The 15,411-nt window shown below is 63.4% G+C and carries 15 protein-coding genes and 1 tRNA gene; 7 read left to right on the top strand and 9 right to left on the bottom strand.

What is annotated here, in order from left to right; genetic code table 11:
* Window positions 1-45: 45 nt before the first annotated feature.
* A complete protein-coding gene (locus RMO18_RS06255) occupies window positions 46-1,842 on the top strand; it encodes an aminopeptidase P family protein (RefSeq protein WP_309664625.1) in 1,797 nt (598 codons plus the stop codon).
* 7 nt (window positions 1,843-1,849) lie between these two features.
* Window positions 1,850-2,191 carry a DUF427 domain-containing protein gene (locus tag RMO18_RS06250; RefSeq protein WP_309664623.1) on the top strand — a complete coding sequence of 114 codons (342 nt, stop codon included), beginning with the start codon at window positions 1,850-1,852 and terminating at the stop codon, window positions 2,189-2,191.
* Here RMO18_RS06250 and RMO18_RS06245 read toward each other — a convergent pair.
* Entirely contained in the window at window positions 2,178-2,585 is a 408-nt protein-coding gene (locus RMO18_RS06245; protein ID WP_309664622.1) for a SufE family protein, read from the bottom strand. The genes RMO18_RS06250 and RMO18_RS06245 overlap by 14 nt on opposite strands.
* A gap of 123 nt (window positions 2,586-2,708) precedes the next feature.
* On the opposite strand from RMO18_RS06245, the gene RMO18_RS06240 reads away from it, so the two are divergent.
* Complete coding sequence (locus RMO18_RS06240) at window positions 2,709-3,164, top strand: hypothetical protein (protein WP_309664621.1); 456 nt, start codon at window positions 2,709-2,711, stop codon at window positions 3,162-3,164.
* Here the strand turns inward: RMO18_RS06240 and rnd are convergent.
* The 4 genes from rnd to purM all read right to left on the bottom strand — a co-directional run bounded on the left by rnd (window position 3,161) and on the right by purM (window position 6,190).
* Window positions 3,161-4,318: a ribonuclease D gene (rnd, locus tag RMO18_RS06235; RefSeq protein WP_309664620.1), complete on the bottom strand. Its 1,158-nt coding sequence runs from the start codon at window positions 4,316-4,318 to the stop codon at window positions 3,161-3,163. The two genes, RMO18_RS06240 and rnd, sit on opposite strands and share 4 nt — an antisense overlap.
* Complete coding sequence (locus RMO18_RS06230; protein WP_309664619.1) at window positions 4,318-4,482, bottom strand: hypothetical protein; 165 nt, start codon at window positions 4,480-4,482, stop codon at window positions 4,318-4,320. The genes rnd and RMO18_RS06230 overlap by 1 nt, the downstream gene beginning before the upstream one ends.
* Before the next feature lie 77 nt (window positions 4,483-4,559).
* Entirely contained in the window at window positions 4,560-5,147 is a 588-nt protein-coding gene (gene purN / locus RMO18_RS06225; protein WP_309664618.1) for a phosphoribosylglycinamide formyltransferase, read from the bottom strand.
* Window positions 5,144-6,190, bottom strand: coding sequence for a phosphoribosylformylglycinamidine cyclo-ligase (gene purM, locus RMO18_RS06220; RefSeq protein WP_309664617.1), 1,047 nt, complete (start codon window positions 6,188-6,190; stop codon window positions 5,144-5,146). Before purM ends, purN begins: the two co-directional genes overlap by 4 nt.
* A 552-nt stretch (window positions 6,191-6,742) precedes the next feature.
* Here purM and RMO18_RS06215 point away from each other — a divergent pair.
* The 4 genes from RMO18_RS06215 to RMO18_RS06200 all read left to right on the top strand — a co-directional run bounded on the left by RMO18_RS06215 (window position 6,743) and on the right by RMO18_RS06200 (window position 11,173).
* Window positions 6,743-6,819 (top strand) — tRNA-Ile (locus RMO18_RS06215).
* 38 nt (window positions 6,820-6,857) lie between these two features.
* Window positions 6,858-8,231, top strand: coding sequence for an FAD-binding oxidoreductase (locus RMO18_RS06210; protein ID WP_309664616.1), 1,374 nt, complete (start codon window positions 6,858-6,860; stop codon window positions 8,229-8,231).
* A gap of 60 nt (window positions 8,232-8,291) precedes the next feature.
* Window positions 8,292-9,599 carry a vanadium-dependent haloperoxidase gene (locus RMO18_RS06205; protein WP_309664614.1) on the top strand — a complete coding sequence of 436 codons (1,308 nt, stop codon included), beginning with the start codon at window positions 8,292-8,294 and terminating at the stop codon, window positions 9,597-9,599.
* Between the two features lie 5 nt (window positions 9,600-9,604).
* Complete coding sequence (locus tag RMO18_RS06200) at window positions 9,605-11,173, top strand: CRTAC1 family protein (RefSeq protein ID WP_309664613.1); 1,569 nt, start codon at window positions 9,605-9,607, stop codon at window positions 11,171-11,173.
* 157 nt (window positions 11,174-11,330) lie between these two features.
* Here the strand turns inward: RMO18_RS06200 and RMO18_RS06195 are convergent, their stop codons facing one another.
* From RMO18_RS06195 to RMO18_RS06180, 4 genes are all read right to left on the bottom strand, one after another.
* Window positions 11,331-12,344, bottom strand: a complete 1,014-nt coding sequence (locus tag RMO18_RS06195) for a LacI family DNA-binding transcriptional regulator (RefSeq protein WP_309664612.1) — start codon at window positions 12,342-12,344, stop codon at window positions 11,331-11,333.
* On the bottom strand, window positions 12,341-13,510 hold the full coding sequence (locus tag RMO18_RS06190; protein ID WP_309664611.1) for a dihydrodipicolinate synthase family protein: 1,170 nt from the start codon (window positions 13,508-13,510) through the stop codon (window positions 12,341-12,343). Before RMO18_RS06190 ends, RMO18_RS06195 begins: the two co-directional genes overlap by 4 nt.
* Before the next feature lie 21 nt (window positions 13,511-13,531).
* Entirely contained in the window at window positions 13,532-13,846 is a 315-nt protein-coding gene (locus RMO18_RS06185; protein ID WP_309664609.1) for a Dabb family protein, read from the bottom strand.
* Window positions 13,843-15,411: GMC family oxidoreductase N-terminal domain-containing protein (locus RMO18_RS06180; protein WP_309664608.1), on the bottom strand; the 1,569-nt coding region annotated here is incomplete at its 5' end. The genes RMO18_RS06185 and RMO18_RS06180, both read right to left, overlap by 4 nt.

The following is a 15,411-nucleotide window of genomic DNA, read 5'->3' as shown; positions in this document are numbered from 1 at the left end:
GCCGCGCCTCACCCCCCGAGGATATTTTCAAAAGGGGAAATCTGCATGTTTCAGACCTTTGACAGCCCTGCATCCACCGAACAGGGACCGCCGCGCTTGGCAGCCTTGCGCAAAGCCCTTGCCGAGGCCGGGCTGACCGGCTTCATGGTGCCGCGTGCCGACGCCCATCAGGGGGAATATGTCGCAGCACGGGATGAGCGGTTGCAATGGTTGACCGGGTTCACTGGATCAGCCGGGTTCTGTATCGTCCTGCCCGACGTCGCCGGTGTATTCGTCGACGGACGCTACCGCACCCAGGTGAAAGTGCAGGTGGACCTTGCGCGGTTCACCCCGGTGGCGTGGCCGGTCACCAGGCCCGGTGAGTGGCTGCGGGCCAATTGCGCTGGCGGGATCATCGGATTCGACCCATGGCTGCACACAAAGGACGAGGTTGACCGACTTGAGGCAGAACTTGAGGGAACCGGCATAACCATCAGATCGGTAAGCAACTATGTCGATTTGATATGGCCGGACCAACCGCCCGCACCGAAGGGGCAGGCCTTCGCGCATCCATTGTCCTTGGCTGGCGAGAGCAGTGCCGACAAGCGCGCGCGACTGGCGGCCAGCCTGCGTCTTGCCGGGCAGCGAGCAGCAGTGATCACCCTGCCGGACAGCCTGTGCTGGCTGTTGAACATTCGCGGCGCCGATGTGCCACGCAACCCGATCTTGCACGGTTTTGCTATTTTGCACGACGATGCCCGTGTGACCCTGTTTGCAGATCCGGCCAAATTCGCCGCGGATTTGCGCGCTCATCTTGGACCTGATGTTGCGCTGCTTGCCCCTGATGGTTTCGTGCCAGCCCTTCGCCTGTTGATCGGTCCGGTGCGCGTTGACCTCACGACGGCGCCTTTGGCGGTGTCACAAGAACTGGACGCTGCGGGTGTGGCCACTGCTTGGGGCGATGACCCCTGCCGGTTGCCAAAAGCCTGCAAGCACCCCGCCGAAATTGCAGGAACGCGCGAGGCGCATCTGCGCGATGGGGCGGCGATGGCGGAGTTTCTGTGCTGGCTTGACAATCAGTCACCGGACGGGGGCCTGACCGAGATTTCGGTGGTCCGCGCATTGGAAGGGTTTCGCCGCGCGACAAACGCCCTGCATGACATCAGCTTTGACACGATCAGCGGCTCTGGCCCCAACGGTGCCATCATTCACTACCGGGTGACCGAAGCGACCAATCGCGCGGTGGGTCGCAATGAACTGCTGCTGGTTGATTCGGGCGGCCAATATGTTGACGGCACGACCGATATCACCCGGACAGTCGCCATTGGCGATCCGGGCAATGAGGCCCGCGCGTGCTATACCCGGGTGCTGCAAGGCATGATTGCGATCAGCCGGCTGCGCTGGCCGCAAGGTCTCGCGGGGCGCGATCTTGACGCCATCGCGCGCTATCCGCTGTGGCTTGCGGGGCAAGACTACGACCACGGTACCGGCCACGGGGTTGGTGCCTTCCTTTCGGTACATGAAGGCCCGCAGCGGTTGTCGCGGCTGTCGGATGTGCCGCTGGAGCCGGGGATGATCCTGTCGAATGAACCTGGCTATTACCGCGAAGGCGCATTCGGCATTCGACTGGAAAACCTGATCGTGGTGCAGCCAGCAGCGCCCTTGGGCGACAGTCGCGCGCAGCTTTCGTTCGAAACGCTGACCTTCGCGCCCTTTGATCTGCGTCTCGTTCTGGCGCAACACCTTGCCCCTGGCGAGAGGGACTGGTTGAACTCCTATCACGCCGAGGTGCTGGAAAAGCTTGCTCCGCGGGTGTCCAGTGCTACCTTTAGCTGGCTCACCTGCGCCTGCGCCCCGATTTGAGGACCCCATGGCCGACCACATCAAGATTTCACCCACCGCCGACCGCATCACGATTTCCGCTTCGGGCATGCCGCTTGGGACCACTTCAGCAGCGCTTGAACTGACGGAGGGCGGCTATGGACCGGTGCTCTACGTTCCGCGCGCCGACATCGACATGTCAAAGCTGCCGCGCACGGACCGCGCGACCACCTGCCCTTACAAAGGCACCGCAAGTTACTTCAGTATCTTAACGCCTGCAGGCGTACTGGAGAATGCCGTCTGGTCTTACGAGACGCCGCGCGACGGTGTGCAGGCCATCGCCGGTCATCTTGCCTTTTATCCCGACAAGGTCAGCTTCAGTCGCGGCTAGCGACCTCACGAATCCGCTCGACCATCGCGCGCACGCCATTTGAACGCTGCGCAGACAGGTGTTCGTTTAGGCCCAGCCGGCCCAGCTCAGCCACAGCATCAACGCGGGTAACCTCGTCGAGCGGCAGCCCGGAATAGAGCGCGTGCAGCACGGCAATCAGACCTCGCACGATCATCGCGTCGCTTTCGCCTTGAAAGTCGAACCGTCCGTCAGAAACCATCGGCCGCAGCCAAACCTGACTTGCGCAACCCTGAACTTTGAGGGCGGGCACCTTGAAGGTGTCATCCAGCGGCGGCATCGCTTTGCCAAGCTCGATCACATGGCGATAGCGGTCCTCCCAATCGTCAAGAAATTCGAAGGTTTCGGCGATTTCTTCGAAAGCGGGGGTGGCCATTGCAGACTCCGATCAGGTTTTAATGAGGTAAGTCGCCTCCTCGCAAACGTCCAGCCCACAACACGCGCTTTTCAAACGCAGCGCTGTAGGCTACCCAAGGGCAACAGCTTCAGGAAACGCACCATGCCCGCCCGCCAGATCGCCCTCCTCTCCCTCTGCCTCCTGCTAATCGGCTGCGGGGGTTTTCGTGACAGCCGCCTGAACCCATTCAACTGGTTTGGCCGATCCGAGCCGCGTGAGACCATCGTTTTGCCCGCGGCTGCCGAAGACAAGCGCCCGCTGGTCGAGGCGGTGCTGACGATGGCAGTGGAACCGATCCCGGGTGGCGCAATCATCCGTGCAACCGGCCAGACCCCGACGCAGGGCTGGTGGAAGGCTGATCTGGTGCCCCAACCATTGACCGAGGATGGCGTGCTGGTGTTCGAATTTCGCCTGCTGCCGCCAATCACCAACACCGAGGTCAACACCCCGCGATCGCGAGAGGTGACGGTTGGGTTGTATATGTCCGACATCAAACTGGAAGCGGTGCGCGAGATCGTCGTCCAGGGTGCAACCAACGCCCGCACGGCACGGCGCTAAAGGCGGATCACCCGCACTTCGTTGCCTTTTGCGGATAGGGCGATCTCGCCTCGGCACAGGCGCAGGGCATCTTCGCCAAACGCCTCCAGCCGCCAGCCGGAAAGGGTTTCCAGATCACGCTCTCCGGCGGCAATCGCATCCAGATCGGCACTGGAGGCGATCAGCCTCGGGGCCACGCCCAGCGCCTCGGACTTGGCCTTGAGCAGCACCCGCAACAGGTCTGCCAGCGCGGGATTGACCTGCATCTGTTCGCGCGACGCGTCGATCTTTGGCATGTCCTCGGGCCGCATTTCCAACCCGGCCTTCACCGCGGCAAGAATCCCCTCGGCAATTTCAGCTTTCCGCCCTTCGCGCATCAACAGGCGCGACCTACCCAGCTCTTCAACGGTCTGCGGCCGGGTCGAGGCCAGTTCCAGCAGCGCATCGTCCTTCATCACCCGGCTGCGCGGCACGTTCTGGCCTTGCGCATAGCTTTCGCGGAACCGCGCCAGCGCCTTAACCACCGCCAGAAACCGGCCTGAAGTGGTGCGTGTCTTGATTCGCGTCCAGGCTTCTTCCGGCTCCACGGTGTAGATTGCGGGATCGGTCAGCAGCGCCAGTTCCTCTTCCACCCAAGCCGAGCGTCCGTTCTTGGCCAGTTGTGCCGCAAGAAATTCATAGATCACGCGCAGATGCGTTACATCGGCCAGCGCGTATTCCTGCTGGGCGTCGGACAGGGGCCTGCGCGACCAATCGGTAAAGCGCGAAGTCTTGTCGAGGTTTTCCTTGGCGATCTTCTTGACCAGGGTCTCGTAGCCCACCTGCTCGCCGAACCCGCAGACCATTGCGGCGATCTGGGTGTCGAACAGCGGTTTTGGGAACACGTTGCCTTCGACGAAAAAGATCTCAAGATCCTGCCGGGCCGCGTGGAACACCTTCACCGTCGCCTCATGCCGGAACAGGTCGTACAGCGGCTCCATCGACATTGCGTGCCCCTCGATGGGGTCAACGAGCACCGCTTCACCTTGAGCACCCGGCAGCGCCATTTGAATAAGGCACAGCTTCGACCAGTAGGTCCGCTCGCGCAGGAATTCAGTGTCGATCGTGACGTAGGCTTCGGCTTTGGCGGCAAGGCAGAACGCGGCGAGGTCTTCGGTCGTTATGATCGTGCGCATCAGGCATCTTTCGCGTTCAAGGGCGCGGGGTCATCCCGCCGGATCTGCCCGCTATAGGCGGCAATCAGCGGATTGAAAAGCCCCTGGCCCGCAAGGCAGCACTGGCTGCTGGCACGGCCCGCCCCCCTTGACTGGCCTTCGTAACCTACCGGCTGTGCAATCATGTATTTTGCGGCCACTCATGGACATCTGGTGGCAACGCCGCGGTCGGGCCCTCAATGGGGCCGGCGGCGGCTTCCCGCTACAGGAAAACCGGCGTTCGGTTGCCCGAAGCAAAGCGGCGCAACACGGCGGGATAAAGTCGATGTTCCATCGCCAGAACCCGCTCCGCAAGGCGCGCTTCGTCGTCGCCTGCCAGCACCGGCACCCGGGCCTGTCCCAGGATCGGCCCTGCGTCCAGGTCGGCTGTCACTTCATGCACCGTGCAGCCCGCCTCAGCGTCACCAGCGGCAAGCGCCCGCGCGTGGGTGTGCAGACCCGGGTACTTCGGCAACAGGGAAGGGTGGATGTTCAGCATCCGCCCCTTGAACCGTCCGACAAAGTCCGGCGAAAGCACCCGCATGAAACCGGCAAGACAGATGATATCGGGGGCGCAGGCCGCAATCGGTTCCAGCAGCGCGGCCTCGAACGCCGCGCGATCCTTGCCAAACACCCGATGGTCCACCGCAGCCACCGGAATGCCCAACGCTGCCGCCTTGCCCAATCCCGCAGCCGCCGGGTCATTTGACGCCACCAGCACTGGCCGGGCCGGGTGATCACCCGCCATGTCACGGACCAAGGCCAACATGTTCGACCCGCCCCCCGAAATCAGCAGGGCGACACGCTTCACAGCAAGCGGCCGGAGTAGTGTACACCTGCACCGGTCACCACGCGGCCAATCCGCGTCACGGTTTCGCCATCGGCCTGCAATAGCGCGGTGATCGCATCCGTCTGCTCCTCCGCCACGACAACGATCATGCCGATGCCACAGTTGAAGGTCTTGAGCAGTTCGGCCTCCGCCATGCCCGCAGTCTCGGCCAACCAGCGAAACACCGGCGGCAGGGCCCAGCTTGACAGGTTGATCTCGCACGCCAATCCTTCGGGCAGCACGCGTGGCGGGTTTTCTGTCAACCCACCGCCCGTGATATGCGCCAAGGCGTGCACGCCCCCTGCCCGCAGCGCGGCCAGCACTTGCCGCACATACAGCCGTGTGGGCGTCAGCAGTGCCGCGCCCAATGTGCCCTCAGAAAACGGCGACGGCGCGTCCCAGCCCAGACCCGACAGTTCCACCACCTTGCGCACGAAGGAATAGCCGTTGGAATGCAGCCCGTTCGAGGCAAGCCCCAGCAGAACATCGCCCTCGCGCACACCGGAGGGCAATTCGCCGCCGCGTTCCATCGCGCCTACGGCAAAGCCCGCAAGGTCGAAGTCGCCGCCGTGATACATTCCCGGCATCTCGGCCGTTTCGCCGCCAATCAGTGCGCAACCGCTTGCCTCGCAGCCTGCAGCAATGCCTTCGATGATCCGCGCCGCCTGATCCACCTCCAGCTTGCCGGTGGCGAAATAGTCAAGGAAAAACAGCGGCTCGGCTCCCTGGCAGACCTGATCATTGACGCACATCGCCACCAGATCGACGCCGATCGTGTCGACCATGCCGGTGTCGATCGCAATCCGCAGCTTGGTACCGACACCGTCGGTCGCTGCCACCAGCACCGGGTCGTGATAGCCTGCGGCCTTCAGATCAAACAGCGCGCCAAAACCGCCAAGGCCGCCCATGGTGCCCGACCGCATCGTCCGTTTTGCTGCGGGCTTGATCCGTTCGACCAAGGCGTTGCCCGCATCGATATCGACCCCCGCTTCGGCATAGGTCAACCCGTTCTGCCCCAAGGCCATGACGCATCCCTTTTTCAACAGATTATCGCGCGGTCGCTACACCAAGACCGCCGCAGCGGCAACTGCAGCCTTGACCGACCTTCAACGAAAACAGCGAGGTCGCAACGGTGCCTGTCTCGACTCAGCGCCGAACACACTCAAAGACCTTTATCAAACCTCCTCTTTACTGTTGCTTGGCGTCGTCGGATCGCCAACCCTCGCATAAGCCATCACGGTCAGGGTGATCGCGTTGGTTGCAACCGCACTTCTAGCCGCGCCCGTTTCAGAACCGCTTGGTTGATCCGTGATGCTGCCGAACAGTGCTGGCAATTGGGGCCCTGTCGGAGGTGCATTGCTGCAGGGTCTGGCTCCGCTATTGGTCAACTGAACTGACCCAGATCCCGGGAAGGGTGCGCTGTCCGGGTGGACCAAGGGCGGTTACCTTCTTTCGGCTTGAGCTATCCTCATGCCACTCTTCCCACAACCGTATCCCACAACCCACGCTGCACAAGACGGATTCGCGCGCCGATGCCTTGACCATTGTCTCATCTCTGCTACGCAAGGGCGCGCTACGGGCCTGTAGCTCAATTGGTTAGAGCAGGGCGCTCATAACGCCTTGGTTGGGGGTTCGAGTCCCTCCGGGCCTACCAAACTGTCTCTTTTGGCATGCCGCACTGGACCTGATGGAATGAAGATCGGTGACGTCTCCTTCTGGTATGCCGACATCGGCCTGCCGTATCGCCGCGCGCCGCTAGGTGGTGATACGACTGCCGATGTTGCGATCATCGGTGCAGGCTATACCGGGCTTTGGACCGCCTATTACCTCAAACGCGCCAATCCCGGCCTGAACGTGCTGATCGTCGAAAAGGATTTCGCGGGCTTCGGGGCATCCGGGCGCAACGGCGGCTGGCTGACCGGCGGCTTTGCCTGGACGCATCAGCGTTATCTGCAGACCTCGTCCGAACATTCTGTCCGCGCCATGGTCGAAGCGATGAATGGCACCGTGGATGAAGTGATCAGGGTGGCCGAAGCGGAAGGCATCGATGCCGATATCCGCCGTACCGAAGAGTTGATGGTGGCCACCAACCCCGCCCAGGTCAGCCGTCTGCGGGCCGAAGTCGCGCATCGGCGCCATTGGGGCGAAGATCAGCGCGTGTTCGAGATGGGCTCCGCTGATCTGGCGGATCGCATCACCATTCCCGGTGCGCTGGGGGCCATGGTAGTGACCAACGTCGCGCGCGTGCAACCGGCGAAACTGGTGCGCGGGCTGGCGGCTGTGGTCGAACGCATGGGGGTGCAGATTGTCGAAGGCACCACCGTCACCGGCTATTCCCAAGGCCAGATGTCGACGGACCGCGGGCTGGTCCGCGCGCCGGTGATCCTGCGCTGCACCGAAGGTTTCACCGCAGGCCTGCCCGGGCACAAACGCGAATGGCTGCCGCTGAACTCAGCCCAGATCGCAACCGAGCCTCTGGCCGCAGAAGTGTGGGACAGGATCGGCTGGCAAGGGCATGAGATTATTGCTGATTTCGCAAATACCTATTGCTACTGTCAACGCACTCGTGAAGGGCGCATCACGGTTGGCGCACGTGGCGTGCCGTACCGCTTTGGCTCCAGCCTTGATGATAACGGCGCGCCAGACCCGGAAACCATTCGCCGTCTGACAGCGATCTTGCATCGGCATTTCCCCGCCGCGCGCAAAGCAAAGATCGACCACGCGTGGTGCGGTGTGCTGGGCGTGCCGCGCGACTGGTGCGCCACAGTGGGGCTGGACCCGGCAACCGGGATTGGCTGGGCGGGGGGATATGTGGGTGTGGGTGTCTCAACCTCAAACCTCGCCGGACGCACGCTTGCGGATCTGGCGCTGGGGCGCGACACTGATCTGGTAAACCTGCCCTGGGTCAACCGCCGCGTTCGTCCGTGGGAGCGTGAGCCGCTGCGCTGGCTTGGCGTGCACGGCATGTACGGGCTGCTGAACGCCGCCGACCGCCGCGAAGCCCGCCCCGGTGCAAAAGCCTCACGTTTGGCCAAGCTTGGCAATCTGCTGACCGGTCGAGGGTAATTACTTGCACGAAGGCGGACGGCTTGAGATAACCTGCGCAGCGCGGGGGAGAACACGCAAATGAAGATGCAGCGACGCGAGGTTCTGGCCTTGAGCCTTGCCATGGCCGCGTTACCGGCCTGGGCAGCCGACCGGCAGGTGATCGAGCGTGACGTGGTCACTACATGGTACCGACTTGTGCTGGAACTGGTGCGCCACACTGCCACCTACTCGCCTCCCGTCGCCAGCCGCGCCTTCGCCTATATCGGTATCGCTGCGCATGAGTCTTTGGCATCGGGGAACCGCAATCTGGTGTCGCTTGCGGGCCAGTTGAACGGCCTGCAACCAACTCCGCCGCGTGCGGCAGGCGAACATGACGAGGCTTGCGTGCTGCATGCCGCCTTGGCAGCCTCCTCGCACATCTTCTTTGCCAACACCGGCCCCACTGGCCAGCGTGCGATGACTGCGCTGGGTCAACAGGTCGGCAGCACCGCCTCTGCCGGGATTGCGGCAGATGTCGTTGCGCGCAGCATCGAACATGGGCAGGCCATTGCAGCGCACATTCATGCGTGGTCGCTGGATGATGGCGGTGCGGTCGTGGAAAACATGGGGTTTCCGGCCACTTACACCCCTGGCACCAATCCACAAGACTGGGTGCCCACCAGCCTGGTGCGGCAACAACAGGCACCGTTGCTGCCAAACTGGGGCAACAACCGGCCTTTCGCGATGCCCGCCGGCAACACTTGCACCATCCCTGCGCCGCCCGCTTACAGCGAGGATCTGACCTCGCCCTTCGGCATGGCCGCGCAAGAAGTCTATGACACCGTGGTCAACCTTACCGATGAACAGCGCCGGATTGCACGGTTCTGGTCGGATGATCCGATGCTGTCGCCCACCCCGCCAGGCCACTGGATTTCGATCGTCCTCACGATTGCCGATCGCGACAGCTTGCCCGCCGACCGGGTGGCCGAAGTGCTTGCCAAGCTTGGCGTCGCGGTTGCAGATGGTTTCATCGGCTGCTGGGCGGCGAAGTTCGAATACAACCTTTTGCGCCCGGTCACCTACATCCGCCGCTTCATCGACCCGAAGTTCGAGCCGATCCTGAACACCCCGCCGTTCCCGGAATACCCATCGGGCCACAGCACCCAGTCCGGGGCCGCAGCCACCGTTCTGACGGCCGCGTTTGGCGAGAATTTCGCCTTTGACGATACCACGCACGACGACGAAGGTCTGCCCACGCGCAGCTTCACCAGCTTTTGGCAAGCGGCAGAAGAAGCAGGCATCTCAAGGCTTTACGGCGGCATTCACTACCGCTTCGGGGTGGAGGAGGGTCTCACTCAGGGCCGCTGCATCGGCAACTACGCCACAGCATTGAAAACCAGAGTATGACAATCATGCGTTTTACAGTTCTGGCCGCTGTTGTGGCATCGCCCGCTTTCGCCGAACCGGCGGTTCCGCTTTTCACCGATGACTCCGCAACTTCCGGCCTCGCCACTGCGTATGAAGGCGATTGGGAATTCATGGTGGGCGGCGGGGCTTCGACGTTTGACTGCTCTGGCGATGGTTTTCCCGAGCTGTTCTTGTCCGGAGGTGCGGGCCCCTCGGCGCTGTATCTTAACCGCAGCACGACCGGCGGGCCGCTTGTGTTCGAGAAGTCCGACAGCATCGCCCTTCCAAACGTGACCGGTGCCTACCCGCTGGACATCGACAGCGATGGCATCATGGACCTTGTGGTTTTGGCGGTGGGCGAAAACATCATTCTGCGTGGCACCGGTGATTGCCGGTTCGAAAATGCCAATGATTCCTGGGGGTTTGACGGAGGCGATGCCTGGTCCACCGCCTTTGCCGCAACGTGGGAACGCGGTCAGACCTGGCCGACGCTTGCCATTGGGAACTACGTTGACCGCAAGGAAACCGCCTTTCCCTGGGGGTCATGTACCGACAATTGGCTGCATCGCCCTGCGGTGACCGGCTTTGCCCCGCCGCTGCCGCTGACGCCGTCGTTCTGCGCCCTGTCGATGATCTTTTCCGACTGGAACCGCTCTGGCCAGCCGAGCTTGCGGGTGTCGAACGACCGGGAGTATTACAAGGGTGGGCGCGAGCAGCTTTGGCACCTTGATCCCGGTCAGCCGCCCGTGGAGTTCACCGAGAAGGAAGGCTGGAAACGCCTGCGGATCTGGGGGATGGGCATTGCTTCGGCAGACGTCAATCTGGACGGCTATCCCGATTTCTATCTGACAAGCATGGCGGATAACAAGTTGCAATCGCTGGTAAATCCGTCGGCTGACGCGGCACCGAAGCCGGTGTATGCCGACATTGCCTTTGCCAAGGGCCTGACCGCGCACCGCCCGTTCATCGGCGAGGATCTGAACCCGTCGACCGCCTGGCACCCGCAATTTGCCGATGTGAACAACGATGGGCGATTGGATCTTTTCGTGGCCAAGGGCAACGTAGCCGAGATGCCTGATTTTGCCGCCAAAGACCCCAACAACCTGCTGTTGCAAGGCGAAGACGGCGTGTTTGTGGAGGCGGCCGACAAGGCTGGTGTGGCGAGTGTAAAGACCGCACGCGGGGCGCAACTGGTTGATTTCAATCTTGATGGGTTACTTGATCTTGTGGTTGTAAACCGTTGGGAAAATGCCGAAATCTGGCGATCTACCGGCCCGCTTGACGGCGCTTGGCTGCAAGTGCGGCTTGCGCACGATGGGGTCAATCGGGACGCCATCGGTGCGGTGATCGAGCTGCGCAGGGGCGACAAGGTGGAGCGCCACGAGGTCAGCTCGGGCGGTGGCCACATGAGCGGCAGCGTGGGCTGGATCCACTTTGGCCTTGGGGCCGCTGATGAGGCGGAACTGCGGGTGATCTGGCCTGACGGCGGCGAATCCGACTGGCAGACCCTGCCGGCGCGCAGCTTCTATACCTTGAAACCGGGTGCGGTGGCGGAGCTTTGGCAGCCAAAGTGATACGCTTCAGAACCTGCGGTTCTGCGCGTTAACAGTCTGATCCTGAGGCTTTTTCGGTAATCTTCTTTGCGTCTTCTTTGCGTCTTCATTCCGTCTTCATTCCGTCTACACGCACGCTCAGCACAGACGCCGTTAACCAAAGCTGCGAATCGGGGAATCAGGCCGGGATGCCACGGCTTGAAGCCCGTGCCACCAGCTCTACCGGCGCGCGGGTTTCCGGGGGTGGGTGCACCCCGTCTTCCAGCCAGCCGAGCAAGGTTTCTGCGGCCTGCTGACCGAAGCCGGCGATGTTGCAGCGAACGGAGGACAGCTGCGGATAGACCATCGCGCAGTCCTCGATGTCGTCGAAGCCGACCAGCCGAAAATCGCGCCCGGCCTGCCGCCCCCGTGCCGCAAAACCAGACATCATTCCAAGCGCGACGAGATCGTTGAAACAGATCGCCGCATCGACGCCCGGATGATCGCGCATCAGCGTCAGCGCCGCCTCGTGGCCAAAGGCGCGGGTGCTGCGGCCCTGCAGGACCACGGGCTGCAACCCCTGCCCCGCGACCACCTCAAGATACCCCGACATCCGTTCAGCAGTGATCGCCCGCCCTTCCAGCCCGCCGACAAAGGCGATCCGGCGCGCACCCATCTGCAGCAGATGGAGCGCCGCCTCGCGCCCGCCTTTGGCATAGTCGAACGAGGCAAAGGGGAAGGTTTCGGTATCCTGACCGACATGGCGCAGCACCTGCAGCACCGGAATGCCAGCGCGGGCCAACGGACCGAAGGTAGCCTCGGCGTCGCCGTAGGTGGGCGAGATGACCAACGCCGACACGCCATGTTCGACCATCGAGCCGACGACCTGCGCCTGAATTTGCGGGTCTTCATCGGTGTTGCCGATCACCGTTGCATAACCACGCGCCAACAGGGCCATCTGCACCGAGGTGGCGAATTCGGTGAAAAACGGGTTGCGCAGATCGTTGATCACCAGACCGATCAGCCCGACATTGCTGCTGCGCAGGTTGGCGGCGGCGCGGTTATAGACATAGCCGATGTCGAGCATGGTCTGGCGCACTTTGGCGCGGGTTTCGTCCTTTACCAGCGGGCTATCCTGTAGCACCAGACTGACGGTGGATTTCGACACGCCTGCCACTTCGGCCACATCGATGATGGTCGGCCGTTTGATCACCCCCGGCCGATCCCGTGCAGTGCCAGCAAATGCGCCATCCTTTCTTCGGCCAGATCGGGCCGTTGCAGCAGGCGCGCCTGATCGGCCAGCCGGAACACAGCCGCATAATGCACGATATCACGGCTGGATTGAAAGCCCGCTGGCATGATGAAATGGGTCTGATGGCCATTCAGCCAGGACAGAAACGCAATGCCCGCCTTGTAGAACCGCGTGGGGGCGCGAAAAATCTCGCGGCTGAGCGGCACGGTCGGGGCGAGGAGGGCGTTGTAGGTGGCGCTGTCGTTCAGGGCCAAAGCCTCCAGCGCTTGCGCTGCGGCGGGGGCAATCGCGGCGAATATGCCAAGTAGGGCATGGGAATAGTGCTGGCCGTCGCCTTCGATCAGCGGCGCATAGTTGAAATCATCGCCGGTATAAAGCCGCACGCCTTTGGGTAGCCGCGCCCGGAACGCCTGTTCATGCGTCTGATCCAGCAGGGAAATCTTGATGCCATCAACCTTGGCCGGGTTTTCGGCGATCAGGCCCAGCACGAAATCGCTGGCGCGATTGACGTCCGTGCTGCCCCAATAGCCCGCCAAAGCCGGATCAAACATCTCGCCCAGCCAGTGCAGGATGACCGGTTGCTGCGCGCCGTCGATCAGGTGGCGGTAGACGCGGGCATAGATCGCCTCATCGGCATTGATCGCGGTGAAGGCGCGGCTGGCCATCAGGATGAGCTGGCCGCCTGCCGCCTCGATCGCTTCGGCCTGGTGGGTGTAGGCGGCGAGGATCGCGTCAGCGGTGGCAAGATCGGCGAGGGTCAGGTGATCGGTTCCCGCCCCGCAGGCGACGCGCGGCCGCAAGGGATGCGCCTTGGCGGCGGTCATGGTGCGCTGGATCAGCTCCAGCGCGGTAAGCCAATCGACGCCCATGCCGCGCTGCGCGGTATCCATCGCTTCGGCAAGGCCGAGGCCCTGATCCCAGAGGTTTTGGCGAAAGGCCAGGGTTGCGGCCCAGTCGACAGCGGGGCGTGTGTCCCAGGGGCTGCGTTCGCGCAAGGGATCGGAGATTACATGTGCGGCGGCAAAGGCGGTGCGGGTCAGCGGCACCCGCGGCGCGCGCGGGATCAGCGGATCACCCTGCAGCCGGTAAGGGGTCAGTGTCGCATCGGGGTTGGGCAGGGTCAGCATGGCGGGCTCACGGCTGGGGGGTCAAGCGGGGACGGCAAGGTCGAGGACAAGAATGCCGTCGATGCCACCGCTGGCATTGGCGACGAGCGCCGCACCGACGCGCTGGTGATCCGGGTGGGCCTGGTAGGCCGCAAGTGCCGCCCAATCGGTGAAATCCACAACGAAGCCATGCAGATAGCCGCGCTCCATCTGCTCGGGGCTTTCGCTGCGGCCAGCGGTGATGGCCAGCACACCGGGCAGCACCGATTTGATCCGGTGCAGATCGGCAAATATGCCGGCGATGGTAGCTTCGGTGATCTCGGGGCGAAAGCGGATGAGGACGATATGGCGGATCATGCGGTCAGTCCCTGGTCGGCGCGGATCATGTCGGCGGCTTTTTCGGCGATCATGATGGTGGCGGCATTGGTGTTGGAGGAGACGACGGTGGGCATCACCGAGGCGTCGACGACGCGCAGGCCCGCGATGCCGTTGAAGCGCAGGCGCGGGTCGACGACGGCGGCGGGATCGCTGCCCATGCGGCAGGTGCCGGCGGGGTGGTGATCGGTCTTGGCGTGGCGGCAGGCGTAGTCGAAATAGTCCTGATCGGTGCGGATGTCCGGCCCCGGCAGGCGTTCGGCCAGCACATAGGGTTTCAGGGCCTCGGCGGCGATGATCTCACGCGCCAGTTTCAGGCCACGGATCGACATCTCGCGGTCGTGGGGATCGGCCCAGTAGTTCGGGTCGATCAGCGGGGCGGCCATCGAGTCGGCGCTGGCCAGCCTGACGGTACCGCGCGAGCGCGGGCGCAGATAGGCCGAGTTGAGCGTGACGCCGCCTTGCGGCATCGCGGCCACGCCCGCCTCGATCCCCGAGCCGAGGCCGAGGTGGAACTGGATGTCGGGGGAGCGGGCGTTCTTGTCCGCGTACCAGAAGCCGCCGGTTTCGAACAGGCTGGAGGCCACGGGGCCGCGTTTGGTCAGCAGATATTGCAGGCCCGCGACCGCCGACCACAACGGTTTGGCGTAGCGGTCATAGGTGTGCGGGCCGGTGCATTCGGCGATCACGAACAGATCAAGGTGGTCTTGCAGGTTGGCGCCGACCAGCGGCTGGTCAAGGATCACCGGCAGGCCAAGGTCGCGCAGATGATCCGCCGGGCCGATGCCCGACAGCATCAGCATCCGGGGCGAGCCGATGGCACCGGAGGCGAGCAGCACCTCGGTTCCCGCCCGGATCACCTCGCCGCCGGCAAGTTCGACGCCAACCGCGCGGCCCGCCTCGACCACGATCCGCAGCACTTGTGCGCCGGTCCGTACTGTGAGGTTTGCGCGGCCCCGCGCCATGCCAAGATAGGCGACAGAGGTTGAAGATCGCCGCGCATGTTTTTGAGTAAGCTGGTAATATCCGACCCCGTCCGGCACCTGGCCCGTCATGTCCAGGTTGCGCGGGATGCCCAGTTCTGCGGCGGCGGCGAAATAGGCCTCACAGATCAGCAGGGGCGCGCGGGGTTGGCTGACGCCCAGCGGGCCACCCTTGCCATGCCAGCGGTTGTCGAAGGTATCGTTATCCTCGGCCTTGCGAAAATAGGGCAGCACGTCTTCGTAAGACCAGCCGTCGCAGCCCATCTGGCGCCATTCGTCATAGTCCTGCGGCGCGCCGCGCGTGTAGATCTGCGCGTTGATGCTGGAGCCACCGCCGATCACCTTGGCCTGGGTGTAGCGGATCACCATGCCGTTCATGTGGCGCTGCGGCACCGTCTGCCAGCCCCAGGAGCCGATGCCCTTGGTCATTTTGGCAAAGCCTGCTGGCAGGTGGTAGAACGGGTGCCGGTCGCGCCCGCCGGCCTCCAGCAGCAGCACCTTGGCGTTGGGGTCCTCCGACAGCCGCGCGGCCAGCACGCAGCCCGCCGACCCGCCGCCGATGAT

The sequence above is a fragment of the Tabrizicola sp. genome (assembly GCF_031377265.1).
In the GTDB taxonomy this organism is placed as follows: domain Bacteria; phylum Pseudomonadota; class Alphaproteobacteria; order Rhodobacterales; family Rhodobacteraceae; genus JAUYQR01.
The sequence above is the reverse complement of the archived record's forward strand: the minus strand, read 5'-3'. Positions and strand labels throughout refer to the sequence as shown.